This window comes from Photobacterium sp. R1 (genome assembly GCF_054600795.1).
The window spans coordinates 71,721-93,888 of sequence record NZ_BAAHZP010000011.1 but is presented as its reverse complement, the minus strand read 5'-3'; the positions used below and the strand labels follow the sequence as shown (position 1 = coordinate 93,888).

The 22,168-nt window shown below is 54.5% G+C and carries 19 protein-coding genes, 1 other RNA gene and 1 pseudogene; 4 read left to right on the top strand and 17 right to left on the bottom strand.

What is annotated here, in order from left to right:
* Positions 1 to 37 precede the first annotated feature (37 nt).
* The 15 genes and pseudogenes from ftsZ to rsmI all read right to left on the bottom strand — a co-directional run bounded on the left by ftsZ (position 38) and on the right by rsmI (position 17,496).
* Complete coding sequence (ftsZ, locus tag ACYP03_RS17660; protein WP_248143925.1) at positions 38 to 1,222, bottom strand: cell division protein FtsZ; 1,185 nt, start codon at positions 1,220 to 1,222, stop codon at positions 38 to 40.
* 33 nt (positions 1,223 to 1,255) lie between these two features.
* On the bottom strand, positions 1,256 to 2,512 hold the full coding sequence (ftsA, locus tag ACYP03_RS17655) for a cell division protein FtsA (RefSeq protein WP_248143924.1): 1,257 nt from the start codon (positions 2,510 to 2,512) through the stop codon (positions 1,256 to 1,258).
* Positions 2,513 to 2,523: 11 nt separating this feature from the next.
* The gene (locus ACYP03_RS17650) at positions 2,524 to 3,291 is read right to left on the bottom strand and encodes a cell division protein FtsQ/DivIB (RefSeq protein WP_459781342.1); all 768 of its coding nucleotides are present in this window, start codon (positions 3,289 to 3,291) and stop codon (positions 2,524 to 2,526) included.
* 302 nt (positions 3,292 to 3,593) lie between these two features.
* Positions 3,594 to 5,051, bottom strand: coding sequence for a UDP-N-acetylmuramate--L-alanine ligase (gene murC / locus ACYP03_RS17645; protein WP_248143922.1), 1,458 nt, complete (start codon positions 5,049 to 5,051; stop codon positions 3,594 to 3,596).
* A gap of 19 nt (positions 5,052 to 5,070) precedes the next feature.
* On the bottom strand, positions 5,071 to 6,132 hold the full coding sequence (murG, locus tag ACYP03_RS17640) for an undecaprenyldiphospho-muramoylpentapeptide beta-N-acetylglucosaminyltransferase (RefSeq protein ID WP_459781340.1): 1,062 nt from the start codon (positions 6,130 to 6,132) through the stop codon (positions 5,071 to 5,073).
* The gene (gene ftsW / locus ACYP03_RS17635) at positions 6,119 to 7,327 is read right to left on the bottom strand and encodes a cell division protein FtsW (RefSeq protein ID WP_459781338.1); all 1,209 of its coding nucleotides are present in this window, start codon (positions 7,325 to 7,327) and stop codon (positions 6,119 to 6,121) included. The genes murG and ftsW overlap by 14 nt, the downstream gene beginning before the upstream one ends.
* The gene (gene murD, locus ACYP03_RS17630; RefSeq protein WP_459781336.1) at positions 7,321 to 8,664 is read right to left on the bottom strand and encodes a UDP-N-acetylmuramoyl-L-alanine--D-glutamate ligase; all 1,344 of its coding nucleotides are present in this window, start codon (positions 8,662 to 8,664) and stop codon (positions 7,321 to 7,323) included. The genes ftsW and murD overlap by 7 nt, the downstream gene beginning before the upstream one ends.
* 1 nt (position 8,665) lies before the next feature.
* The gene (mraY, locus tag ACYP03_RS17625; RefSeq protein ID WP_248143918.1) at positions 8,666 to 9,748 is read right to left on the bottom strand and encodes a phospho-N-acetylmuramoyl-pentapeptide-transferase; all 1,083 of its coding nucleotides are present in this window, start codon (positions 9,746 to 9,748) and stop codon (positions 8,666 to 8,668) included.
* A 2-nt stretch (positions 9,749 to 9,750) separates the two neighbouring features.
* Positions 9,751 to 11,172: a UDP-N-acetylmuramoyl-tripeptide--D-alanyl-D-alanine ligase gene (murF, locus tag ACYP03_RS17620; protein WP_459781334.1), complete on the bottom strand. Its 1,422-nt coding sequence runs from the start codon at positions 11,170 to 11,172 to the stop codon at positions 9,751 to 9,753.
* A complete protein-coding gene (gene murE / locus ACYP03_RS17615; RefSeq protein WP_459781332.1) occupies positions 11,169 to 12,686 on the bottom strand; it encodes a UDP-N-acetylmuramoyl-L-alanyl-D-glutamate--2,6-diaminopimelate ligase in 1,518 nt (505 codons plus the stop codon). Before murE ends, murF begins: the two co-directional genes overlap by 4 nt.
* Positions 12,673 to 14,340, bottom strand: a pseudogene (locus tag ACYP03_RS17610) (penicillin-binding transpeptidase domain-containing protein); the annotation flags it as partial. The pseudogene ACYP03_RS17610 and the gene murE, both read right to left, overlap by 14 nt.
* 104 nt (positions 14,341 to 14,444) lie before the next feature.
* Positions 14,445 to 14,765, bottom strand: a complete 321-nt coding sequence (ftsL, locus tag ACYP03_RS17605; protein WP_330961450.1) for a cell division protein FtsL — start codon at positions 14,763 to 14,765, stop codon at positions 14,445 to 14,447.
* Entirely contained in the window at positions 14,762 to 15,709 is a 948-nt protein-coding gene (gene rsmH, locus ACYP03_RS17600) for a 16S rRNA (cytosine(1402)-N(4))-methyltransferase RsmH (protein WP_459781329.1), read from the bottom strand. The genes ftsL and rsmH overlap by 4 nt, the downstream gene beginning before the upstream one ends.
* A 446-nt stretch (positions 15,710 to 16,155) precedes the next feature.
* An RNA gene (gene rnpB / locus ACYP03_RS17595) (RNase P RNA component class A) lies at positions 16,156 to 16,537 on the bottom strand.
* Between the two features lie 98 nt (positions 16,538 to 16,635).
* The gene (rsmI, locus tag ACYP03_RS17590) at positions 16,636 to 17,496 is read right to left on the bottom strand and encodes a 16S rRNA (cytidine(1402)-2'-O)-methyltransferase (RefSeq protein WP_248143911.1); all 861 of its coding nucleotides are present in this window, start codon (positions 17,494 to 17,496) and stop codon (positions 16,636 to 16,638) included.
* Between the two features lie 61 nt (positions 17,497 to 17,557).
* On the opposite strand from rsmI, the gene ACYP03_RS17585 reads away from it, so the two are divergent.
* The 4 genes from ACYP03_RS17585 to ACYP03_RS17570 are packed head-to-tail and all read left to right on the top strand — an operon-like array spanning position 17,558 to position 20,876.
* Positions 17,558 to 19,390: a penicillin-binding protein activator gene (locus ACYP03_RS17585; protein WP_459781326.1), complete on the top strand. Its 1,833-nt coding sequence runs from the start codon at positions 17,558 to 17,560 to the stop codon at positions 19,388 to 19,390.
* Entirely contained in the window at positions 19,368 to 19,742 is a 375-nt protein-coding gene (locus ACYP03_RS17580) for a YraN family protein (protein ID WP_459781324.1), read from the top strand. The genes ACYP03_RS17585 and ACYP03_RS17580 overlap by 23 nt, the downstream gene beginning before the upstream one ends.
* A 3-nt stretch (positions 19,743 to 19,745) precedes the next feature.
* Positions 19,746 to 20,336 (top strand): phosphoheptose isomerase, encoded by a 591-nt coding sequence (locus tag ACYP03_RS17575; protein ID WP_248143908.1) that lies wholly within the window; start codon positions 19,746 to 19,748, stop codon positions 20,334 to 20,336.
* Between the two features lie 3 nt (positions 20,337 to 20,339).
* The gene (locus ACYP03_RS17570; protein ID WP_459781321.1) at positions 20,340 to 20,876 is read left to right on the top strand and encodes a BON domain-containing protein; all 537 of its coding nucleotides are present in this window, start codon (positions 20,340 to 20,342) and stop codon (positions 20,874 to 20,876) included.
* A 107-nt stretch (positions 20,877 to 20,983) separates the two neighbouring features.
* On the opposite strand, the gene sspB is transcribed toward ACYP03_RS17570, so the two are convergent.
* Both sspB and sspA read right to left on the bottom strand, forming a co-directional pair.
* On the bottom strand, positions 20,984 to 21,472 hold the full coding sequence (gene sspB, locus ACYP03_RS17565; RefSeq protein WP_248143906.1) for a ClpXP protease specificity-enhancing factor: 489 nt from the start codon (positions 21,470 to 21,472) through the stop codon (positions 20,984 to 20,986).
* The gene (sspA, locus tag ACYP03_RS17560) at positions 21,472 to 22,110 is read right to left on the bottom strand and encodes a stringent starvation protein SspA (protein ID WP_248143905.1); all 639 of its coding nucleotides are present in this window, start codon (positions 22,108 to 22,110) and stop codon (positions 21,472 to 21,474) included. Before sspA ends, sspB begins: the two co-directional genes overlap by 1 nt.
* Between the last annotated feature and the right edge of the window lie 58 nt (positions 22,111 to 22,168).

Here is a 22,168-nt window from a genome sequence, read left to right as displayed (position 1 = left end):
TTACCATCAATTGTGATCTAACCCAAACTTTTTAAAATTAGTCTGCCTGCTTGCGTAAAAACGCAGGGATATCCAGGTAGTCATGGTCGGCTTGCTGCTTCGGCTTTGCCGCTGTTGCTGCCGCACCTGACTGGACATTTTTCTCCGCCGCTGGTTGCACGGTCTGAGGCTTGATCGTTTCTTCCTGCGGCTCTTGCTGAACCACTGGCTTTTCCTGCACTGCAGGTTTAGCCGTGTTCGTAACCAGCGTAATATCAGGCTTCGTTTCTTTGCCAATACCGGTCGCAACAACTGTGACACGCAGCTCATCGCTCATGTCCGGATCCAGTGAAGTACCAATCACCACAGTCGCATTATCAGAAGCGAATGCTTTCACTGTATTACCGACAGTTTCGAACTCATCCAGACGCATATCCAGACCTGCGGTAATGTTGACCAGAACACCACGAGCACCAGCCAGATCGATATCTTCCAGCAGCGGGCTGGAAATCGCCATTTCAGCAGCTTCTTCCGCACGGTCTTCACCGGTCGCAACACCGCTGCCCATCATGGCATGACCCATCTCAGACATCACGGTACGTACGTCCGCAAAGTCGACGTTGATCATGCCCGGACGGGTGATCAGCTCTGCAATGCCCTGTACCGCGTTCTTCAGTACATCATTGGCTTTTGCAAAGGCGTCCAACAATGTGATGCCACGGCCCAGCACTTTCAGCAGTTTTTCATTCGGAATCGTGATCAGAGAATCGACGTGCTTAGACAGCTCCTCAATACCCTGCTCCGCAAACGCCATGCGTTTTTTACCTTCGAAACTAAAAGGCTTGGTCACCACAGCAACGGTCAGAATACCCAGCTCTTTCGCAACTTCAGCAATAATCGGTGCAGCACCGGTTCCGGTACCACCGCCCATACCAGCCGCGATAAAGACCATATCTGAACCGTCCAGTGCTTCACGAATCGCTTCACGATCTTCCAGCGCTGAGTCACGGCCAACCTGAGGGTTAGCACCTGCACCCAAACCTTTCGTGATGTCACCGCCAATCTGGATCACTGTGCCAACGTTGCTTTTACGCAGCGCCTGAGCATCAGTATTCACACTGATGAAGTGTACGCCTTCAATCGACTCACGGACCATGTGATCAACAGCGTTACCACCGCCACCGCCAACGCCAATGACTTTAATTACCGCTTCATCAGACAATTCCATCATCGGTTCAAACATGTGTTCTCTCCGTTTTTCCTGTTCGCATCAGGTTTAAAATTCTTTTCGTAGCCAACCACTAATTTTAGTGAACAAGCCTGCCACTGAACGCTTGGGCTCCAACTCACTATCTTCAAATGTCTGACTGTCCTTTCCGTAATGCAGTAAGCCTACTGCCGTTGCGTAATGCGGGGCCTGGACATAGTCCGTTAAGCCACTTAATGCCAGCGGTCGGCCCAAACGTACCTGATTGCGGAATACCCGTTCAGCACATTCTACCAGCCCTTCCATTTGTGAGGCTCCGCCGGTTAACACGATACCAGCTGCCAGCTGGTGTTTGACACCCGTATTACGCAGTTGTTCTTGTATTTCCACCAACTTTTGATTCACCAGACCCAGCAATTCGCTGTAACGCGGTTCAATCACTTCCGCGAGTGTCTGGCTTTGCAGGCTGCGCGACGGTCGTCCGCCCACACTGGGAACGTCGACTTTGGCGTCTTTACTGACCAATTCGCTCAGTGCGCAGCCGTACTTCACTTTGATTTCCTCAGCATCCCCCGGAGGGGTGCCAAAGGCATAAGCAATGTCGCTGGTGACCACATTACCTGCATAAGGAATCACTTCCGCGTGCCGGAGTGCACCGCCTGTCCATACAGCCATATCCATGGTTCCGCCACCGATATCGACCACACAGACACCCAGTTCACGCTCATCCGCCGTTAACACCGCATAGCTGGCAGCCAGCCCTGAAAAGATCAACTGATCCACTTTCAGGCCACAGCGTTCAACCGCTTTCACGATGTTTCTTGCCATGTCATTATGGCAAGTGATCAGATGCACGCTGGCTTCCATTCGCACACCAGACAAACCAACCGGGTTTTTAATCCCCTCCTGGTAGTCAATGGCAAATTCTTGCGGGATAACGTGCAACGTTCTGTGCTCGTCACTGATTTTGACCGACTTTGCCGTGTGAATGACGTTATCCACGTCATCCTGAGTCACTTCTTTGTCGGAAATCGGCACCATCCCTTTCTCGGTCTGGCAACGAATATGTTTCCCGGACAGAGACAGATATACAGAGGCAATCTGACAATCTGCCATAAGTTCCGCCTGGTCAACCGCCCGTTGCACGGATTTGACGACAGATTCGAGATCGTTGACGCCACCTTTATCCATGCCTTTAGACGGGCTGCTGCCCACACCAATGACATTCACCAGGCCGTCCGGCAATGCCTCACCCACCAAAGCACAAACTTTAGAGGTACCGATATCAAGGCCAACGATGAGTTTTTTATCTATAGCCTTCGTCATTAGCGCACGCTCTATTCCTGAACCACTTCTTCATTATTCTGCTGCCAACCTACGGCGACACCCGTATCGTAACGCAGATCGACATAATCTATTGCTTTGCCCTGCTGTTCCAGCTCGGGGTAAAGCCATAAAAAGCGCTTGATTCGTTCCAGTCGCGCTTCCCGCCCCAGCTCCAGCCGAATGCCGTTACTGAGCCAAATTCGCCAGGACCGCCGTTGATTCAATGACAGCCTAACAATTTCCAATCCGCCACGCTGCAACTCAGGTTGCATTTCGCGCCACGTTTTAAGCATTTCTTCGCTACTACCGTCCGGACCTTCCAGCGTTACCAGAGATTCACCGGATACGTCCGACGCAGGCGCCTCAAACACCTGTCCCTGCTGATTGACCAGAAACTTGTCATTCCAGACCGCCGCAGGCCGGTGCTCGACCAGATAAACTTTTACCGTATCCGGCCATTGTTTGCGGACCGATGCCTGCGCAACCCAGGGAAGCGATTCCAGTGTATACTGAATTTCATCAACATCCTGCAGCATAAAGCTGCTTAATGCCCCCATCTTCAGGATTCCCTGTCTCACCTGCTCCGTTGTCAGATGTTCCAGATCGCCCTGAATGATCAGTTGCGACAGCGGCATCCGGTTGGCATCTGTCATCCAGTGCATCACGGATACAAAGAGCCAGATCATCCCGGCAATCACCAAAGCCAGAAAGCTCAGGCCGCGCCACTGGGACCATGGGCCGGAAACCCAATGATTCTGCTTTAAGGCTGCCTCAGTCATGATTTAACACTTCATTTCCTGAACCATATCAGTCTGCCGTTATTTTGATCACCAGACAAGCGAAGTGAAGACTTACCTGTCATAAAATTTCACCAGATCCAGGCGAGGACAGCAAAAAAGTTGGCCGATTATACCGACCAACACGAAGCTCTCCAACTATTGTCCGCAATTTCCTGCCGTGAAACATCATTGCATATTCATCGACAGGATTTTTCAGCCTTTTTCCACAAGCTTAGCGAAAAAGCGCAAGAAAGTGACACAAAATATCCCAGATTTTAACGACAGGCTGGCTCTGGAGCACATTATTTCTTCATTTCTTTCTCATCCAGCCCCAGTGCAGCCAGTTGACGTGCAATTTTACCAACATCACCAGCACCTTGCGTCAGGACCAGGTCATTCTCTTGCATAACATTCGCCAGAGCGGCAGGTAATGCGGCTGCATTCGGAACAAAAATCGGATCGATCTTACCCCGGCCACGAATGGTCCGGCACAATGAGCGGCCATCAGCGCCCGGAATCGGAGCTTCACCCGCACTGTAAACATCCAGCATCAGCAGGACATCCACCTGCTCCAGCACATTGGCAAAATCATCATAAAGATCACGCGTCCGGCTGTAGCGGTGTGGCTGGAAGATCATCACCAGCCGTTTGTCCGGCCAACCGGCACGAGCCGCCTGGATTGTCACATCAACTTCACTCGGGTGATGACCGTAGTCATCCACCAGCATGACTTTCCCTTTTCCGGTTTCAAACTCGCCCAGGTGGTCAAATCGGCGACCCGTTCCTTCGAACTCAGCCAGCGCACGCAGAATCGCGTCATCTTCTACGCCTTCTTCCGTCGCAACAGCCACAGCAGCGGTCGCATTCAGAGCATTATGGCGACCCGGGATATTCAGCGTCACCGACAAAGCTGGCTTGCCTTTTCGCAGGATCGAAAAATGGCCCTGCTGCCCCTGCTGACGGTAATCAACAAGACGTACATCCGCATCTTCAGAAAAACCGTAAGTGATCACCTGGCGGCCGACGCGCGGCAACAGTTCACGCACGACCGGATCATCAATACACATCACCGCCAGACCGTAGAACGGCAGATTATGCAGAAAATCAATAAAGGTCTGTTTGAGGTTTTCGAAGTCACCACCATAGGTATCCATGTGGTCTGCTTCAATGTTCGTCACCACCGACACCATCGGTTGCAGGTGGATAAACGACGCATCACTTTCATCCGCTTCAGCAATCAGATAACGGCTGGATCCCAGACGGGCATTGGTTCCGGCACTTTTCACCAGACCGCCGTTCACAAACGTTGGATCCAGGCCAGCCTCTGAGTAAATCTGAGTTGTCAGTGCTGTGGTGGTGGTTTTTCCGTGCGTACCGGCAATGGCAATACCATGACGATAACGCATCAGCTCTGCCAGCATCTCAGCGCGGCGTACCACAGGAATACGCAATGCACGCGCGGCTTTCAGCTCCGGGTTATCCGCAGCAATCGCCGTCGAAACGACCACGACGCTGGCGCCTTCCACGTTACTGCTGGCATGGCCGAAAAACAGCTCTGCACCGCGCTCTGAAAGACGTTCAGTCACAGAATTCGGCGTGATATCTGAGCCGCTGATCCGATAACCTTCGTTCAGCAGTACCTCAGCGATACCACTCATACCGGCACCGCCTATTCCAACAAAGTGAATGCGCTCAACCCGGCGCATTTCTGGCACCATCGTTCTGATTTTGGCTATTTGCTGGTTATCCAGTTTATTCATCACTCTGTTCTCTTATCTGTTACTTTGCCTGCGCCTTGATCACATCTGCCACCCGGACATCTGCGTCAAGTATTGCAGCTTTTCTCGCCGCCCCGGCCATATTCAGCAATGCAGGGCGGTCCAATGTGACAATCAGCTGAGCCAGTTTATCTGCCGTCAGTTCCGGCTGCTCAATCATATAAGCGGCGCCGCAAGCGACTAAATGGTCGGCGTTAAGAGCCTGCTGGCGGTCCTTATGCATAAAAGGAACGAAAATCGCACCGACACCGGCTGCTGACAGTTCTGAAACGGTCAGAGCACCGGAGCGACAGACCACCAAATCAGCCCAGTCGTAAGCGGATGCCACATCATCAATAAATTCAGTCACTTTGTACTGAGACGCACCGGCATCGGCATATGCCTGTTCGGTCACCATCTGATTGCCTTTTCCGGCCTGATGCCAGATATCAACGGTCTCGCCCAGAATTGCCGCAGCCTGTGGCAGCGTCTGATTAAGAATCCGCGCGCCCTGGCTTCCGCCCATCACCAAAATACGGGTCGGACCTTGCCGTCCGGCCAGCCGTAATTCAGGCCCGGCCAGTTCAGTCACGTCACGGCGAACCGGATTTCCGACCACCGTTTTTCCCGGAAACGCACCCGGAAACGCCTGCAATACACTGGCTGCAATTCGGGAAAGCCAGCGGTTGGTCAAACCCGCCACGGCATTCTGCTCATGCAAAATCACCGGAATTCCGCTGAGCCAGGCAGCCACGCCACCCGGTCCGCTGACATATCCGCCCATCCCCAGCACAGCATCCGGCTGCCAGGCCTTGATATAACGACGGGCCTGCGCAATGGCGCCCAGAATCTGGAACGGTGCAGCCAGCAGCTTCTTCAGTCCCTGACCACGTAATCCTTTGACCTGAATAAAATCAATCTCAATACCATGCTTAGGTACCAGCTCGGCTTCCATCCGGTCCGCGGTGCCCAGCCAGCGAATTTCCCAGCCTTGCTGCTGGAGCTGTCGGGCCACAGCCAGCGCCGGAAATACGTGGCCGCCTGTACCGCCTGCCATGATCAACAGGCGTTTATTTTTCGTCATTGTCATTTTCATCACTTGATTGAGCATGGCCGAAGCGTGCCTGATGGCGCTGCTCATGATCTATACGCAGTAAGATTGCCACTGCGGTCGACATTATGAATAAGCTGGAGCCACCATAACTGATCAGCGGCAAAGTCAGACCTTTGGTCGGCACCATGCCGGCCGCGGCTCCCACATTAACCAGCGTCTGAAAGGCAAACCAAAAGCCTATCCCGAACGCCAGAAAGCCACCGAACAACTGACCGGACTGCAAACTTTTCCGGCCAATCAGCAGTGCCTTAAAGACCAGCGCAAAAATCAGCAGTAATACAACAGTCACTCCCGCCAGTCCCAGCTCTTCAGCCAGAACGGCAAAAACGAAGTCCGTATGGGCTTCCGGCAGATACTCAAGTTTCTGAATTGAATTTCCCAGCCCTTGCCCCAGCCAGTCACCCCGGCCAAAAGCCATCAGCGACTGGGTCAGCTGATAGCCACTGCCGAAGGGATCTTCCCAGGGATCCAGGAACGCTGTCACCCGTCGCATCCGGTAAGGCTCAAAAACAATCAGCATCACAATGCCGACCAGAGCCATCGACAGCATCGCAAGAAACTGCCACAACCTGGCCCCGGCAATAAACAGCATGCCAACCGTGGTCACAAACATCACCACGAAAGAACCCAGATCCGGCTGTTGCAACAGCAGAATCGCCATCAGCGCCAGAACTGCCAGGGGTTTGATAAAACCGTAAAAACTCTGTCGGACCTGCTGATACTGACGCACCAGATATCCTGACAGAAAGACAAAAAGCGACAGCTTGGCAACTTCGGCTGGCTGCAAGTTAAAAATCCCCAGCGGGATCCAGCGCACCGCACCGTTGACCGAGCGCCCCAGCACCAGCACGATCACCAGTAACGCCAGTGAGACGAACAGCATCGGGACACTGAGCTGTCGCCAGCGCGCCAGCGGAACCTGGACCATCAGCGCTGCAATCAGCAACGCGCAAACCAGAAAGAAGGCATGGCGCAGAGCAAAATAGAAAGGAATATCAGTCAGTCGGGTGGCAACCGGGACAGAAGCCGAGCTCACCACTACCAGCCCGGTCACCATCAGAGACAGGCTGATCCACACCAGTTGCCGGTCATACTGACATGGCGGTGCCGGCCGGCTGAACCACTGGCTGATTTCGAACAGGGCTTCTGTGACCCCTTTCAGCATACGTGCGCTCCCCGCACCTGATCTTTCAGGCTTTGCGCCAGTTCCGCAAAGGCATCCCCGCGAGCCATAAAGTTCGGGTACTGGTCCAGGCTGGCGCAAGCCGGTGACAACAGAACCATGTCTCCGGCTGTTGCATCGGCCGCGGCCATTGCCATCGCCTGATCCAGCGTTTCCACCACGACCGGATTGGCAGTCAGAGAAACAAACCGGTGACCGTCACGACCGAAGCAGTACAGCTGCACGTTCAGTGTTTCAAGAATGGCTTTCAACGGCGCAAAATCTGCGCCTTTGCTGTCTCCGCCAACCAACAGATGCAAACGGCCCGGGATCGAGAGTCCGTTCAGCGCCGCCAGCGTACTGGCGAGATTTGTTGCTTTAGAATCGTTGACCCAGTCTACGCCGTGGGCCTGAACCACACGCTGGCAACGGTGTGCTAGGCCGGTATACCGGCGCAGTACCCGGCAGGATGCTTCACGGTCAATGCCGGCCGCATCGGCCAGTGCCAGCGCAGCCAGACTGTTGGCAACATTATGACGGCCTACCAGCGCCAGCTCCCGGCTCGGCAAAACCGGTTCACCGTTGACGGCAAGGTATTCTTCCTGCTGATATTGGATCAGACCGTAATCCCGGTCATCAAAACCAAAACTGGTCTGTTTACCTACAAATTCAGCGGGCTGTGTCGCTGCATCGTCCCGGTTGCTGATCGCCAGCCGGGCATGACGGAAAATCCGCTGCTTTGCCAGGCCGTAATCCGCAAAGCTGTCGTATCGGTCCATATGATCTTCAGACAGATTCAGATAGGCCGCCGCAACCAGATCCAGCGAGCTTGTCGTTTCCAGCTGGAAGCTCGACAGTTCCAGAACATACAGCGCATTCTGTTGTCCCAGCATATTGAGTGCCGCCAGGCCGATATTGCCGCCGACACCAGCTTTAATGCCAGCTTCCGCTGCCATTTCACCCACCAGGCTGGTGACCGTACTTTTTCCGTTTGAACCGGTAATGGCGACGACAGGTTTATCCGCCGCCCAGGCAAAGAGTTCGATATCGCCGACAATCGGGATTCCTGCGTCGGCAGCCGTTTTCAATTGCGGTGTCGCTAATGCCACACCAGGATTGGTGACAATCAGATCGGCCGCCAGCAACCAGTCCATCTGCCACGCACCGGCACTCAGCACGACATCCGCTGGTAACTGATCCTGACCCGGCGGATTGGCACGGGTATCAATCACCCGGATCTGCGGTGCCACAGGCTGTCTTTTCAGATAATTCACCACAGACAGCCCGGTCACGCCCAGCCCCACGACAACGACATTTTTTGCCAGTGCCAAGCGATCCATCTTAACGTACCTTCAGGGTTGCCAGCGCAAACAGCACCAGCATCAGAGTAATGATCCAGAAACGCACGATGACGCGCGGCTCCGGCCAGCCTTTCAGTTCATAGTGGTGATGAATTGGTGCCATCCGGAAAATCCGCTGACCACGCAGTTTATAAGAGCCCACCTGCAGGATCACAGACACGGTTTCCATCACGAACACACCGCCCATGATCACCAGCAGCAATTCCTGACGAACCAGAACCGCGATGGTTCCCAATGCGCCACCCAGCGCCAGTGAACCCACATCACCCATAAAGACCTGAGCCGGATAGGTATTGAACCACAGGAAACCCAGCCCGGCCCCGACAATCGCGGCGCAGACGACCACCAGTTCACTGGCATCGCTGATATAAGGAATATTCAGGTAGCTGGCGAAGTTCACGTTGCCGGTTGCCCAGGCAATAAACGCCATCCCTGCCGCAACCATCACGGTTGGCATAATGGCCAGTCCATCCAGGCCATCCGTCAGGTTCACAGCATTACTGGTACCCACAATCACGAAATAGGTCAGGACGATATACAGCAAACCCAGTTGTGGCATCACTTCCTTGAAGAACGGCACCACCAGCTGTGTTGCCGCCGTGTCTTTTCCGTGCACATACAGAGCAAACGCCACAACCAGCGCAATCACTGACTGCCAGAAATACTTCCAGCGGGCGACCAGGCCGTCGGTGTTTTTACGGACAACCTTACGATAGTCATCGATGAAACCCACAACGCCGTAACCCAGCATCACCGTCAGCACGGCCCAGACATAAGGGTTACTGAGATCAGACCAGAGCAGCACGGTCAAAGTGATGGCGGCCAGGATCATAATCCCGCCCATCGTCGGTGTTCCGCGCTTGCTGAAATGAGACTCCGGACCATCATGACGAACAACCTGTCCAATCTGCATCATCTGCAAACGGGCGATCAGGCGAGGTCCCATCCACAGGGAAAGAATCAACGCGGTCAGCACGCTGATAATGGCGCGAAACGTCAGGTATTCAAACAAACGGAAAAAAGGAAAAGTCGACTCAAGTAAGTCTGCTAACCAAAAAATCATTCTTATAAGTCCTGCAATGCGGCAATCACATCTTCCATCCGGGCGCTGCGCGCCCCTTTTGCCAGCACTGTTATCTCTTGTTGTTGTTGAGGATCCTTCAAGGATTCCTGATGAAGATGCAGCTGTACCAGTGTTGTCAGTTCGTCCAGCAGAGCTGGTTTATCACTGAAATGCTGTCCCTGATTCAGCGCACTGACAATGGCACTGTCTTTGCCGAATGTCATCACACGGTCCAGCTGTTTTTGCCGGGCGTAATCCGCAATCTCACGATGCATCCGCTCACTTTCCAGTCCCATCTCAGCCATGTCGCCAAAGACCAGCCAGCGTTGTCCCTCGAAATCAGCCAGCAGATCTATCGCAGCTTTCACAGATGCCACACTGGCATTATAAGTATCGTCAATCAGACGCAGTCCGGTTCTGGGTTTCAGGATCAGAGCACGGCCTTTCACTGCCGTCATCTGTTCCAGTCCCGCCACGACCTGCGTCAGCGTCGCCCCCATTGCCAGAGCCAAAGCTGTGGCCGCCAGCGCGTTGGCAACATTGTGGCGTCCGGCTACCGGCAGCGTGAGTGTCACATCACCGGCAGGGGTATGCATTGTAAAGCAAGGGCAGCCCTGAGGGTTAATGCTAATCCCGCTGGCTGAGAGCCCTGCGACAGTTTTCTGAGCCGTTTCAGCCGCCGCTTCCGGCATGCCAAAGCTGACAACCTGCTTGTCAGCAAGTACTGGCTGCCAGATTTCAAGAGCGTTGGAATCAAGGTTGATTACAGCCGTGCCGCCCGGCACCAGCCCTTCAAAAATCTCGCCTTTGGCTCTTGCCACGCCATCCATCGAGCCGAAGCCTTCCAGATGAGAAGCCGCCAGATTGTTGACCAGCGCCGCCTCTGGCTGAACCAGCGCCGTGGTATAGGCGATTTCTTTCTCATGATTCGCACCCAGCTCAATCACGGCAAAATCATGCTCCGGTGTCAGACGCAGCAGCGTCAGCGGCACACCGATGTCATTATTGAAGTTTCCGGCAGTGGCCAGCACCTCACCGCACTGACCCAGAATCGCCGCAACCATTTCCTTCACCGTGGTTTTACCGCAGCTGCCCGTCAGAGCCACCGTCTTCAGTCCGTGCTCACGGGTCATCTTCGCTTTCAGCCAGGCCCCCAGTTGCCCCAAAGCCAGCCGGGTATCGTCGACCAGCAGCTGCGGCAACGCTACGTCCAGCGGTCGGCTGACCAGCAGTGCTGCTGCTCCCTGCGCCTGAGCCTGTGTGGCGAAATCATGGGCATCAAAACGCTCACCTTTGAGCGCAATAAAGAGTGTCCCCGGCTCAATCGTCCGGGTATCGGTTGATACCATCCCGATACTGACGTCCTGACCAATCAGACGGGCGTCCAGCGCCCTCGTCAGCTCGTTCAGTGTCACCTGAATCATGCGTGTGTCTCCAACAAGGCCTGAACGGTTTCACGATCGGAGTAGTGAATTGTTTTCCCCGCCAGGACCTGATAATCCTCGTGCCCTTTTCCGGCCACCAGCACAATGTCATCGGTGCCGGCCTGAATGAATGCCTGTTTACAGGCTTCGGCCCTGTCATGGATGACCTGGACCCGTTCTGGGTGCGTCAGGCCAGCCAGCATATCGGCGACAATCTGTTGCGGTGATTCACTGCGCGGATTGTCGTCGGTCAAAATCACATGGTCTGCCAATTGTTCGGCCACGGACGCCATCATCGGTCGTTTACCGCGATCCCGCTCGCCACCGCAGCCCACCAGACACCACAATTGCCCTTCGCAATGGTGGCGCAGGGCCGCCAGCGCTTTCTCAAGCGCGTCCGGGGTGTGAGCATAATCAACCACCATCATAGGTTTGTCAGCGGTCTGAAAAACTTCCATCCGGCCGGTCACGGCCTGCAGACGTGGTGCCGCCGCTAGCAGCGCATCCAGCGGATAGCCGAGCGATAACATCGTTGCCAGCGAGAGCAGCAGGTTCGACACATTAAAGGCGCCTACGAGAGGTGCAGTGAATTCACCTGCCCCCCAGCTGGAGTCAAACGATACTGCCACGCCCTGAGTAGAGTAACTGACAGCGGTCAGCCACAGTTTCGGTCCGCTGTGTGCCGCCAGACACTGCTGGTCTGTGGCAACTGCCACGGCATCAGATAAGGTCATGAGCCAAACCCGCCCAACGGCATCATCGGCATTGATCACAGCAATACCTGCATGATGCTGGGTAAACAGGCTTTGTTTCGCAGCTGCGTACGCATCCATATCACCATGGTAGTCAAGGTGATCCCGGCTCAGGTTGGTGAAAATACTGGCAGCAAAATGCACAGCCTTGACCCGCCCCTGCACCAAACCATGCGAGGAAACTTCCATGGCGGCAAAGTCCGCCCCCTGATAAGCCAGATCAGCCAGCGTCCGCTGAATATCGATGGCGTTCCCGGTCGTATTCACCGCGGGAACCAGGCTGCCGAGCAAACCATTTCCTGTGGTGCCCATCACCCCGGAAGTACGTCCCAGCAATGTTGCCCATTGGGCCAGCAGCTGACTGACCGTAGTTTTACCGTTGGTGCCGGTCACCGAGACCAGCTGAAATTTCTGATCCGGCTGGCCATAGGCCCTTCCCGCCGCCTCGGACAACCGGTCCGGCAGGTCCTGAATCGCAATCACCGGAACATCGTCCAGATAATCCACCTGTCCGTCTGACTGATTCTCTTCGGCCTGAGCCAGCACCACTGCGGCTCCTGCAGCAATTGCAGCAGCAATATACTGGCGACCATCCACGGCATGGCCCTTAATGGCCACAAAAATACAGCCCGGCGACACCGCCCGGCTGTCCATTGTCAGCTCACGCACAGCCAGTGCCGCGACAGATGGTGTCAGGACGGCTGGATCAAACCAGGGAGCCAGCAGCTCCCCCAGAGAAAGTGAAACATCAGGTTCCGGCATCAGATTTGCCTCTGTTGTGTACGATATTTAATTGATCACCCTTTCCGGCATCAGGTTTGACATTCAGAATCTGCAAGGCACTGCCCATCACTTCTGAAAAAATCGGTGCCGCAACCTGACCCCCATAATACGCATCGCCCTGCGGCTCATTTACCACGACAACCATGGCAATCCGCGGCTCACTGATCGGTGCCAGACCTGCGGTCATGGCAACATATTCATCACTGTAGCCCCCGGCAGCCGCTTTTTTCGCGGTCCCCGTTTTGGCGCCAACCCGGTAACCCGGCACCGCAGCCCGCTTGGCACTGCCGTCCGCGTGAGTCACGCCTTCCAGCATATTCAGAACTTTACGGGTATTCGCTGCAGAGACCACCTGGCGACCAGGTACCACAGCTTCAGTTTTCAGGATCGACAATGGCCGGTTTACGCCCATCGCTCCCAGAGTTGCGTAAGCGCGCACTAACTGAATCGGTGTTACCGAAATACCGTATCCAAATGCCAGTGTTGCGCGTTCAAAATCAGACCAGCGACGGCGATCCGGAAACAACCCCTGGGCTTCACCAATCAGGTTAATCCCCGAGGCTTCTCCCAATCCCATCCCGCTGTACATGCCAAGCACGGCATCAACCGGCATTGCCAGTGATAATTTGCTGACCCCGATGTTACTGGACTTTTTCAGGATTTTCGCCAGATCCGCCTTGCCGACCCGGGACACGTCCCGGACCCGGCTGCCGCCGACCTGCATAATGCCGTTGCCGGTATCAATGATAGTTTGCTCATCAGCAACACCGTTTTCCAGTGCTGCCAGCACCACAAAAGGTTTGATCGTAGAACCCGGCTCCATTGCATCGGTAATGGCCCGGTTACGCATCCGGAAGCTTTGCAGCTGATCGCGATTGTTCGGGTTGTAAGACGGGGCATTGACCATTGCCAGAACCTCGCCGGTTCGGACATCCACCATGACAATCGATGCAGAAGTTGCGTTGTAATCCACCACAGCCTGCTTCACGGCACGATAGGCGACGGCCTGCAGGCGCTGATCGATACTCAGGGTCAGCGGTTTACCCGGCTCCCGCTGTTTGAGGGAAATGTTTTCGACCACCCTGCCGTAACGGTCTTTTCGGACGGTGCGGCGTCCCGGTTCTCCGGTCAACCAGCCGTCGTAGGTGCGTTCCACTCCTTCCAGACCGCGTCCGTCAATACCGGTCACCCCGATCAGGTGCGCACTGACTTCTCCAGCCGGATAAAAACGGCGGGACTCATCTTTCAGTCCGATACCGGGCAGTTTCAGACGGCTGACATAAGCCGCCATCGCCGGGCTGACCTGACGTTGCAGATAGATAAACCGACGTGCTTTGTTCTCTTCCAGTCGGGACAGCATCTCTTTGCGATCCAGCCCGAGAACATCGGCCAGCGCATGCCAGCGGGCCGGTTCGGTAATGCCGCCATGCTTATAGATATCAACAGGATCAGCCCAGACCGCCTGTACCGGTACACTGACAGCCAGTTGCTCATCATTGCGATCGGAAATAATGCCCCGTGCAGAAGGCATCGCTTTGACACGTAACGAGCGGAGGTCTCCTTCCTGAATCAGCTTGCCCGGCTCCAGAACCTGGATATACGCAGCCCTGCCAATCAAAGCGAGCAGAGCCAGTGCGATAATTACGCAGATTAACCCGAAGCGCCACGGAATAAAGGCGGATGAGGCAGATGCAGGGCGTGGGGTTTGCGGTTCAGGAGCAGACGTGTCTTTTTTCATCACTGCACAACAACTTCGTTATTTGCATTCGGGCGCTTCATTTCAAGCGCCTTCTCAGCCTGAGTTTCAATACGGCTGTGTTCTGCCAGCGAGTTTTCCTCCAGCAGCTGGTTACGCCACTCAATGTCGAGGTCATCCCGCTCAATCAGTAACTGCTCCTGCTGCGCCACCAGCTGACGTGACTGGTGAGTGATATACACCACTCCGAGTGCCGAGATCAGCACCAACACCATGAGTACCAGCGGCACACGGCCGACTGTCGCCAAATCGCGACCGATCTGACGGATCAGACTGTCTGCAGGTGTTGGCTGAATACTCATAGTCGCTCTGCCAGTCGCAATACCGAGCTGCGAGCTCGCGGATTATGCTGCGTTTCCGCTGCCGTTGGCTTAATCGCCTTACCAACAGCCTTCAGATCGGCACTGCCCAGCGCTTTAATCTGGTCTTCAGTAAGCGGCAGACCTGCCGGGATCTCCGGTCCTTTGCTCTGCTTCCGGATAAAACGCTTCACCATACGATCTTCCAGTGAATGGAAGCTGATCACGGACAGACGGCCTCCCGGAGCCAGCACCTCAAGGGCACCATGCAGGGCGGTATCAATTTCTTCCAGTTCACTGTTGATATAAATGCGGATTGCCTGAAAACTGCGGGTTGCCGGATGTTTGTGCTTGTCTTTAAACGGTGACACATCCGCGATCAGTTTCGCCAGCTGGGTCGTTCGCTCCAGCGGCTGATTGTCCGGGTTCGTCCGGTATTCCACGATGCCGCGGGCAATTCGCTTGGCAAAACGTTCTTCCCCGAACTCTTTCAGTACCCAGGCAATATCGTCAGCATCAGCTGTCGCCAGCCATTCTGCCGCAGACACACCGGAAGTCGGATCCATTCGCATGTCCAGCGGGCCGTCACGCATGAAGCTGAAGCCACGCTCGGCATCATCAAGCTGAGGCGAGGAAACGCCAAGATCCAGCAGCACACCGTCAATTTTGCCGGCCAGACCCAGGTCAGCCATATAACCCGCCATACCGGAAAAAGGGCCATGGATAATGGAAAAGCGCGGATCGTCAATCTTAGCCGCTTCCGCAATCGCCTGCGGATCGCGGTCGATGGCATATAACCGGCCATCTTCACCAAGTTGGGACAGGATCAGGCGACTGTGGCCGCCACGGCCAAAAGTGCCATCGATATAGATGCCGTCTGGTTTGATGGCCAGGCCATCGACAGACTCATGGAGCAGCACAGAAACATGTGCAAATTGTTCGGACATAATTGTTGATTCAGCTGAATAAAAAGCGTACTGAAGGCACCGGCCGGATGCCCTCTCCAGAAAACACTGGGCGTTGGTTGTCTGCTGCACTGCCTGAACTGTTCAGGACAGTCATCGGTCACCAACCGGGCAATGTTTCCATGCCCCAGTCAGTACACACAACAGTATTTATACCTGCCCATTGAATGCAGGCAACAGGGAAAATGAAATTCTTGCCACAGAATCCGCATTTTCACCGCAAAAAACCAACACGAAGTGTACGAAGGCGGCAAAAATGTTGTCAAGACAGCGACAGCGGTTCTGACAAACATTTGATGCGGTTGCCTTGTTTTGCCCTGCATCGCCGCCGGCTTTGGGGCATTGCCCGGGATAAACGTTTCGGTTTGCTCCCCCAGAAACGATAAAAGGTGATGCCCGCACGAATGCAAACATCACCTTTCTAAAATGAAGTGAGTCAACCGATAAGCCGGGTTCTGTTCCGCTTGCGCGGCGGTAACCATTCCTCTAGGCCTGAAATCGCTCGCAGGCTCAAGCAACCTACCCGTCCCCAGCGCGGACCACGCCATTAGGGACCTATTTGGTCTTGCTCCGGGTGGAGTTTACCGTGCCACGAACTGTTGCCAGTCGCGCGGTGCGCTCTTACCGCACCCTTTCACCCTTACCTGTTCTCGCAAGCGAGTCATCGGCGGTTTGCTCTCTGCTGCACTGGTCGTAGGCTTACGCCCCCCAGACGTTATCTGGCACCCTGTCCTGTGGAGCCCGGACTTTCCTCCCCCTCGTCAGTCTCCCAAAGGACATCAACGAAGCAGCGGTTACCTGGTCAACTCAGACCGCGGATTGTATAAAACTCCCGGCCCGGATACCAGAGAAAGATCACCTTTGCCCGGAAACTGACGTGAAAGTAATCAGTCTCAGGTAATTCTGGCTTAATCCAGGTGTTCCAGTCCCCACTTGTAAAGCGCGTTCTTTTTCACACCGTGAATCTCTGCGGCCATCGCAGAGGCTTTCTTCAGCGGCAGCTCAGCCGCCAGAATCTTCAGGGTACGCAGCGCCTCCGCAGGCAGATCGTCTTTATCTGCACGATGACCGGCCACCAGCAGAACCATTTCCCCCCGGATCCGGTTGCTGTCTTCATTCAGCCAGGGGATCAGTTCACCCAAAGGAGCGCCATGGATCGTTTCAAACGTCTTGGTCAGTTCCCGGGCCAGCACTACCTGCCGTTCCGGTCCCAGCACAGCCAGCATATCAGCCAGGGAATCCAGAATACGGTGCGGTGATTCGTAAAAAATCAGAGTGCGCGGATCTTCCATCAAGGCACGAAAGGTATCCTGGCGTCCTTTGCTCTTGGCCGGCAGAAAGCCTTCAAAACTGAAGCGGTCTGATGGCAACCCTGAAGCACTTAAGGCTGTCACCACCGCACAGGCTCCCGGCAGCGGCACAACTTTAACACCCGCCTGACGACAGCGCGTCACCAGATGGTATCCTGGATCACTGATGAGAGGTGTACCGGCATCAGAGACCAGCGCGATACTGCTGCCCTGACGTAATTTGTCTATCAGTACATCCGCTTTCTGCTGTTCATTGTGATCATGCAGCGCGAAAGTCCGGGTAGAAATGGCAAAATGGGACAACAGGCGAGAGGTATGGCGCGTGTCCTCAGCGGCAATTAAGTCCACATTGGCAAGAACTTCCAGCGCGCGTTGGGTGATATCGGCTAAATTGCCGATCGGGGTCGGAACGATGTACAAAGTTGCGACATCCACCGAACACGAATTGGTCTCACTCATTTGTCTATGATCTCATCTGCAATTAATATAGAGAGTAATTTGTCACAGTTGAATGAATTCAATGCTTAATTTTACCCATAAGCGCAAAAGTGTATCACGTATTCTGGCCCCTGTGGCCCTTGCCGTGATCCTGGCAGGCTGTTCAGCGCCGGGCACACAATCGTCATCCTATGGTGCGGATATCACTGCACCTGCAACGGACTCGGCGACCAATTATCTGCTGAAAGCGGAAGCCTCCGAAGGTGCCGTCAGTATCGACTGGCACATTCTGGCGCTGAAAGCCCTGATCAAAGAAGGCCGATGGTCGCAGGCCGAGCAGCAAGCAAACAAACTGGCAGGTCTGAACATGTCTCCGGTGCAGATGGCGGAATGGCAACTGGCCCGCGCGACGCTGCGATACCAGCAAGGACAGCCCAAAGCCGCACTGGAAACCCTGAATTTCCTGCCATGGTGGCCGCTGTCCGATAACCAGTACCGTCGCTACCACTTGCTGCGTGCCGAGCTGCTGAACCAGACAGAGCAATACTTCGAGGCTGCCCGTGAGCGCACCTCCCTGGCTCAGTACCTCAACACAAGTGAAAAAGCGGTGAACTGGCAGAACCTGTGGCAAGACTTATCGCAATACAATACTCACCAGCTCCAGAGTGCAAAAATTGCGGCCAATGAAACGGTGCTGCAGGGCTGGGTCGAACTGAGCATGCTGAAGAACGCTTATGCCCAGCGCCCGGTCCGGCTGAAGTCTGAAGTTGAAAACTGGCTCTCGACCCACCCGGATCATCCGGCCAGTACTTATCTGCCCGCCGAGTTGCAGGCCATCATGAGTCTGGAAGTCATTGAGCTGGAAAAAGTGGCGCTGCTGCTGCCGCTCTCTGGTAAATTTGAAAGCCAGGGGAAAGCCGTTCGCGACGGCTTCCTCAATGCGATGCTCGAAGATGGCGAACGTGACCCAAGCACTGAACTGTCGATTTACGATACCGAATCCGAACCGATGTTCAGTATCGTCAATAAACTTCAGCAGGGCGGTATCCAACTGGTTATCGGTCCGCTCCGGAAAGAATTCATCACGGAATTTCAGTCTGCTGAAGGGGGCAACATGACGCAGCTGGCGCTGAATGAACCGCAGAATCTGGATCTCAGCCAGCCAAATACCTGCTATTTCTCTCTTTCGCCGGAACAGGAAGCAGAACAGGCCGCGCAACACCTCTATGCTGCGGGTCACCACAATCCGATGGTGATGGCACCAGCCAACGACTTTGGCCGCCGGGTCAGCCAGGCATTTGTCGATAAATGGCAAACCCTGACGGGTAAACAGGCAGAACTGCAGACCTTCGGTTCCAGCCGTGACATTCAAAACCAGATTGCAACTGTATTCGGGTTGACCGACAGCCGGGCCCGGAATGACCAGATGCAGCAAGTGCTGGGTATGTCACTTGAAACCCAGGCCCGCAGCCGCAGAGATACAGATGCGGTCTACCTGATTGCGAACCGGAATGAAGTCACGCTGCTGAAGCCCTTCATACAGGTCGCGATTAATCCGGATGTCACACCACCGAAGCTTTATGCCAGTTCACGTGCCAACCCGGATAACAAAGCCGGTATGAATGAACTGTCTGGCATTGAATTCAGTGACATCCCACTGCTCGCTGCTCCGGATCAGCCGTTTATGCAGAAATTTGAACAGCTCTGGCCGGGACAGAAGAACGGCATGATCCGCCTGCATGCTTTTGGTATGGACGCGTACCGGATGATCACCGAACTGCCTCAGATGAAAGTCGTCGACAGTTACAGTACACAGGGTCGTACCGGCCAGTTGAGTATTGACGATCATTGTGTCGTACAGCGCCAGCTGGACTGGGCTGTTTTCACCGCCAATGGCATTGAACCTGTTCAATAAGCGCCAGCAAGGGTACCATTACGAATCTCTGGCGGAGCAGTACCTGCAACGCCAGGGTTTGACCAGTGTCGCCCGCAATATCCATTGCCGGGGCGGCGAACTGGATCTCATCATGAAAGACGGCGGCTGCTGGGTGTTTATCGAAGTCAAATTCCGTGCCCACGACCGCTATGGTTCAGCGGCTGAAGCCATCGACTGGCGCAAGCAGCAACGAGTGAAACGTGCCGCGCTGTACTGGCTGCATTCACAAGGTCTCTCAGCCGAACACTGCCAGCTACGGTTTGATGTAGTCGCCATTCAGGGCAATGACCGCCATATTACCTGGCTGACCAATACCTTAGTCGAAGAGTGACATATGCTAGAGAGCATCAAAGAAAGCTTTACCGAAAGTATTCAAACCCAGATCGCCGCGGCAGAAGCGCTGCCGGATGCCATCTCACGTTCAGCGCAACTCATGGTTCAGAGCCTGCTGAATGGCAATAAAATTCTGTGCTGCGGAAATGGCGGTTCAGCGGCAAACGCACAGCACTTTGCCTCCTGCCTGATTAACCGTTTTGAAACAGAACGTCCCAGCCTGCCGGCCCTGTCGCTGACCGCAGACACCACAACGCTGACCGCTGTTGCGAACGACTATCATCAGGATGAAATGTTCTCGAAACAAATTCGCGCCTTAGGTCAGCCCGGCGATATCCTGTTGGTGTTTTCCACCAGCGGCAACAGCAAAAACATTATCAAAGCCATGGAAGCTGCACTGACCCGTGACATGAACATCATTGCGATGACCGGGAAAGATGGCGGAGAAATGGCGGGCCTGCTGGGTGTACAGGATGTGGAAATTCGGATTCCTTCACAGCGCACGGCACGGATCCAGGAAGGTCATTTACTCACGGTACACTGCCTGTGCGATCTGATTGACCAGATTCTGTTTCCTCAGCACGAAGGATAAGCTATGAAGTGCATTTCTCGGATTGCCCTGCTCTTTCTGATCCTGTTACAGGGCTGTGGCACTTTGCTGCAAACTGACCCGCGCAGCGGCCAGCAGCACTGGCAGGATCAACACGTCGCAATGCAGATTGGCGGTATGGTCAATAAGGCCCCTTATCTGAACAAAGTCAGAGTCAATGCCATTTCAACTGAAGGAAAAGTGTTACTGGTCGGTCAGGCTGTCGATCAGTCAACAGCCGAACAACTGGTTACTGACGTCAAACAGTTGGGTTCTGTCAAAACGGTCTATAACCAGCTGCAAATCGGTCCGCTGCCAACACTGGCCGATGTCGGCAGAGACAGCTGGCTGACCACTAAAGTCAAAGCCCAGCTGATCGCCAGTAAAAAATTAAGAAACAGCGCCGTGACCGTCGCGACGGAAAACCAACGCGTGTATCTGCTTGGGTTTGTCACCCGTGAGCAGGGACAAACCGCGGCTGATATCGCCCGAAATATTGACGGCGTGAAGCATGTCATCAAAGCCTTTGAGTACACAGACTAAACTTCATGTATCGCAACCAGCAGGTCGCTGATTCCGAAATGAAGATATAAAAAAAGCAGTGCTTCCTCGGAGGCACTGCTTTTTTCATGGCTGACAGATGTGAAAAACTACTTCACAACCCGAAGGCTTGGGCGGCCACGGGGACGTGGGGCTTCTTCCGCAGGCGAAACAGACTCTTCGTGATCGATGCCATCGCTGGTCACAGCCGACAGTTGCTCTTCCTCGGCGATCACTTCAGCAATTTCAGACTCACTGGAAGACAGCTCGTATGCCGGTTCAGGCTCAAACATCGTGCCTGCACCATTCTCACGTGCATACAACGCCATGACTGCAGCCAGAGGCACGGCCACAACTTGAGGCCGTCCCCCGAAACGGGCATTGAAGCGAATCACTTCATCACCCAGCTCGAGATTACCCACCGCGCGAGGTGCCAGGTTCAGGACGATCTGACCATTGCTGACAAACTCCTGTGGAACCTGCACCCCTGGCAGCATTGCATCAACAACCAGATGGGGAGTCAAATCATTATCCACCAGCCAGTCGTAGAAAGCCCGCACCAGATAAGGACGGCGCGGGGTCATCTCCGCCATATCCATTACTGACCTGCCAGGCGCATTTCGCGCTCAGCTTCAGTCAGAGACGCCAGGAATGAATCACGTTCAAATACACGACTCATATAGGCTTTCACTTCTTTAGAGCCAGGGCCGATCAAATCGATGCCCATCGCTGGCAAACGCCACAACAGTGGTGCCAGGTAGCAGTCAACCAGACTGAACTCTTCGCTCATGAAATATGGGAATTCAGCAAACACTGGCGACAGAGCCAGCAGCTCTTCACGCAGTTGTTTACGGGCTTTCTCAGCTTCATCCGCTGAGCCTTTTTCGATCTTCTCAGCCAGTGAATACCAGTTACGCTCAATGCGATACATCATCAGGCGGCTGTTACCACGAGCAACCGGATATACTGGCATCAGAGGTGGGTGAGGAAAACGCTCATCCAGGTATTCCATGATGATACCAGCCTGATACAGAGCCAGTTCACGGTCCACCAGGGTTGGAACAGAATTGTATGGATTCAGGTCTAGCAGATCCTCAGGCAAGTTGTCTGGGTCAACCAGCTCAATCTCAACACTTACGCCTTTTTCTGCAAGTACAATACGCACCTGATGGCTATACATATCCGAAGCATCAGAATACAGCGTCATCACAGAGCGTTTATTGGCAGCTACAGCCATCAACCCCTCCAGTATACTCATATACACAAAAAGCAACGGGGGCACTTGCCCCCATTGC

What these genes read in the sequence shown, in the direction of transcription:
- ftsL (WP_330961450.1), bottom strand. Translation starts at nt 14,765, where the DNA reads ATGAGTATTCAGCCAACACCTGCAGACAGTCTGATCCGTCAGATCGGT.
- murE (WP_459781332.1), bottom strand. Translation starts at nt 12,686, where the DNA reads ATGCCGGAACCTGATGTTTCACTTTCTCTGGGGGAGCTGCTGGCTCCC.
- ACYP03_RS17650 (WP_459781342.1), bottom strand. Translation starts at nt 3,291, where the DNA reads ATGACTGAGGCAGCCTTAAAGCAGAATCATTGGGTTTCCGGCCCATGG.
- ftsZ (WP_248143925.1), bottom strand. Translation starts at nt 1,222, where the DNA reads ATGTTTGAACCGATGATGGAATTGTCTGATGAAGCGGTAATTAAAGTC.
- ACYP03_RS17575 (WP_248143908.1), top strand. Translation starts at nt 19,746, where the DNA reads ATGCTAGAGAGCATCAAAGAAAGCTTTACCGAAAGTATTCAAACCCAG.
- ftsW (WP_459781338.1), bottom strand. Translation starts at nt 7,327, where the DNA reads ATGCTGAAAGGGGTCACAGAAGCCCTGTTCGAAATCAGCCAGTGGTTC.
- murF (WP_459781334.1), bottom strand. Translation starts at nt 11,172, where the DNA reads ATGATTCAGGTGACACTGAACGAGCTGACGAGGGCGCTGGACGCCCGT.
- murG (WP_459781340.1), bottom strand. Translation starts at nt 6,132, where the DNA reads ATGACGAAAAATAAACGCCTGTTGATCATGGCAGGCGGTACAGGCGGC.
- murD (WP_459781336.1), bottom strand. Translation starts at nt 8,664, where the DNA reads ATGGATCGCTTGGCACTGGCAAAAAATGTCGTTGTCGTGGGGCTGGGC.
- murC (WP_248143922.1), bottom strand. Translation starts at nt 5,051, where the DNA reads ATGAATAAACTGGATAACCAGCAAATAGCCAAAATCAGAACGATGGTG.
- rsmH (WP_459781329.1), bottom strand. Translation starts at nt 15,709, where the DNA reads ATGTCCGAACAATTTGCACATGTTTCTGTGCTGCTCCATGAGTCTGTC.
- ACYP03_RS17570 (WP_459781321.1), top strand. Translation starts at nt 20,340, where the DNA reads ATGAAGTGCATTTCTCGGATTGCCCTGCTCTTTCTGATCCTGTTACAG.
- ftsA (WP_248143924.1), bottom strand. Translation starts at nt 2,512, where the DNA reads ATGACGAAGGCTATAGATAAAAAACTCATCGTTGGCCTTGATATCGGT.
- ACYP03_RS17580 (WP_459781324.1), top strand. Translation starts at nt 19,368, where the DNA reads ATGGCATTGAACCTGTTCAATAAGCGCCAGCAAGGGTACCATTACGAA.
- sspA (WP_248143905.1), bottom strand. Translation starts at nt 22,110, where the DNA reads ATGGCTGTAGCTGCCAATAAACGCTCTGTGATGACGCTGTATTCTGAT.
- sspB (WP_248143906.1), bottom strand. Translation starts at nt 21,472, where the DNA reads ATGGATATGGCGGAGATGACCCCGCGCCGTCCTTATCTGGTGCGGGCT.
- rsmI (WP_248143911.1), bottom strand. Translation starts at nt 17,496, where the DNA reads ATGAGTGAGACCAATTCGTGTTCGGTGGATGTCGCAACTTTGTACATC.
- mraY (WP_248143918.1), bottom strand. Translation starts at nt 9,748, where the DNA reads ATGATTTTTTGGTTAGCAGACTTACTTGAGTCGACTTTTCCTTTTTTC.
- ACYP03_RS17585 (WP_459781326.1), top strand. Translation starts at nt 17,558, where the DNA reads ATGCTTAATTTTACCCATAAGCGCAAAAGTGTATCACGTATTCTGGCC.